This is a genomic window from Rhizobium lentis (assembly GCF_014200175.1).
Taxonomy (GTDB): domain Bacteria; phylum Pseudomonadota; class Alphaproteobacteria; order Rhizobiales; family Rhizobiaceae; genus Rhizobium; species Rhizobium mulingense.
Genome location: NZ_JACHBD010000034.1, coordinates 1 through 2,500 on the forward strand (window position 1 = coordinate 1; position 2,500 = coordinate 2,500).

1 tRNA gene and 2 rRNA genes (1 of these 3 cut by a window edge) are annotated in these 2,500 nt (G+C 54.3%); all 3 read right to left on the bottom strand.

Annotated elements, in window-relative coordinates:
- Window positions 1-37 precede the first annotated feature (37 nt).
- A tRNA-Met gene (locus GGI60_RS31470) sits at window positions 38-114 on the bottom strand.
- Window positions 115-219: 105 nt separating this feature from the next.
- Window positions 220-334 (bottom strand): 5S ribosomal RNA (gene rrf / locus GGI60_RS31475).
- 204 nt (window positions 335-538) lie between these two features.
- Window positions 539-2,500: ribosomal RNA gene (locus GGI60_RS31480) — 23S ribosomal RNA — on the bottom strand; it runs 925 nt beyond the window's last position.

The following is a 2,500-nucleotide window of genomic DNA, read 5'->3' on the forward strand; positions in this document are numbered from 1 at the left end:
CAAAAAGCCCGCCGGATTTGCGGGCTATTTTTGTATATGGTTGCGGGGGCAGGATTTGAACCTGCGGCCTTCAGGTTATGAGCCTGACGAGCTACCGGGCTGCTCCACCCCGCGGTATATTGTAACACGAAAGGCCGCTTGATGGGCGGCCTTTTGATCGGCTTTTGGCCGTTAGTTTTGTTGAGAGAAGATTGTTTTTGAAGAAGTTGCGTTTTGCAGACCTGGCAGCGACCTACTCTCCCGCGTCTTAAGACGAAGTACCATGGGCGCAGGGGCGTTTCACGGCCGTGTTCGGAAAGGGAACGGGTGCAGCCACCCCGCCATAACCACCAGGTCGGCAAAGCGCAACTTTTTGTTTGAGAAGCTGGTTCACTCCGACAGTGATTAGTGATCAGTCGGGAGTGATTAGTTTTGAACACGTCTTTGATACTCAACCGGACGAACACTTCGTGTTCGCCGGGCCCGGGCAAAGGCTATCGCCTTCGCTTGTCAGGACGACCGCTTTGCGGTCGCCTTGAGATGAGCACAGTCAATGAGAACGATCAAGCCGATCGAGCTATTAGTACCGGTAAGCTTCATGCGTTGCCGCACTTCCACACCCGGCCTATCAACGTGGTCGTCTTCCACGGCTCTGATAGGGAACACTCGTTTTCAGGTGGGTTTCCCGCTTAGATGCCTTCAGCGGTTATCCCGTCCATATATAGCTACCCTGCTATGCCCTTGGCAGGACAACAGGTCCACCAGAGATATGTCCATCCCGGTCCTCTCGTACTAGGGACAGATCCTGTCAATATTCCTACACCCACGGCAGATAGGGACCGAACTGTCTCACGACGTTCTGAACCCAGCTCACGTACCGCTTTAATTGGCGAACAGCCAAACCCTTGGGACCTGCTCCAGCCCCAGGATGCGATGAGCCGACATCGAGGTGCCAAACAACCCCGTCGATATGGACTCTTGGGGGTCATCAGCCTGTTATCCCCGGCGTACCTTTTATCCGTTGAGCGATGGCCCTTCCACGCGGGACCACCGGATCACTATGACCGACTTTCGTCTCTGCTCGACTTGTCAGTCTCGCAGTCAGGCGGGCTTATGCCATTGCACTCGACGACCGATTTCCGACCGGTCTGAGCCCACCATCGCGCGCCTCCGTTACTCTTTCGGAGGCGACCGCCCCAGTCAAACTACCCACCATACACTGTCCCGGACCCGGATGACGGGCCGCGGTTAGACATCCATGACGATAAGGGTGGTATTTCAAGGATGGCTCCACGGAAACTGGCGTCCCCGCTTCAAAGCCTACCACCTATCCTACACATGCCGACACGAATGCCAGTGTAAAGCTATAGTAAAGGTGCACGGGGTCTTTCCGTCTGACCGCAGGAACCCCGCATCTTCACGGGGAATTCAATTTCACTGAGTCTATGTTGGAGACAGCGGGGAAGTCGTTACGCCATTCGTGCAGGTCGGAACTTACCCGACAAGGAATTTCGCTACCTTAGGACCGTTATAGTTACGGCCGCCGTTTACTGGGGCTTCGATTCAAAGCTTGCACCTCTCCTCTTAACCTTCCAGCACCGGGCAGGCGTCAGACCCTATACGTCGTCTTGCGACTTCGCAGAGCCCTGTGTTTTTGATAAACAGTCGCTACCCCCTGGTCTGTGCCACCCCATCATAGTTGCCTAAAATGGGGTCACGCTTCTTCCGAAGTTACGCGTGCAATTTGCCGAGTTCCTTCAACATAGTTCTCTCAAGCGCCTTGGTATACTCTACCTGACCACCTGTGTCGGTTTCGGGTACGGTCTATACGGTGGAGCTATTTCCTGGAACCGCTCCGCTGCCCTGATAATCCAATAAACCAGAACAACTTGTGCAATCCGTCACTACCACCAGGCCCACGAATATTAACGTGGTTCCCATCGACTACGCGTGTCCGCCTCGTCTTAGGGGCCGGCTAACCCTGCTCAGATTAACTTTAAGCAGGAACCCTTGGTCTTTCGGCGAGAGGGTCTCTCACCCTCTTTATCGTTACTCATGTCAACATTCGCACTTCCGATACCTCCAGGAGCCCTCACGGGTCTCCCTTCATCAGCTTACGGAACGCTCCGCTACCACTTGCGATTGCTCGCAAATCCTCAGCTTCGGTGCATGGCTTCAGCCCCGTTACATTTTCGGCGCAAAGACCCTTATTTAGACCAGTGAGCTGTTACGCTTTCTTTAAATGATGGCTGCTTCTAAGCCAACATCCTGGTTGTTTTGGGATCCTCACATCCTTTCCCACTTAGCCATGACTTGGGGACCTTAGCTGGAGGTTAGGGTTGTTGCCCTTTTCACGACGGACGTTAGCACCCGCCGTGTGTCTGCCGAGTAGTACTCCCCGGTATTCGGAGTTTGGTTAGGATCAGTAAGACGGTGAGTCCCCATAGCCCATCCAGTGCTCTACCCCCGGGGGTATTCGCTCGACGCTCTACCTAAATAGATTTCGCGGAGAACCAGCTAT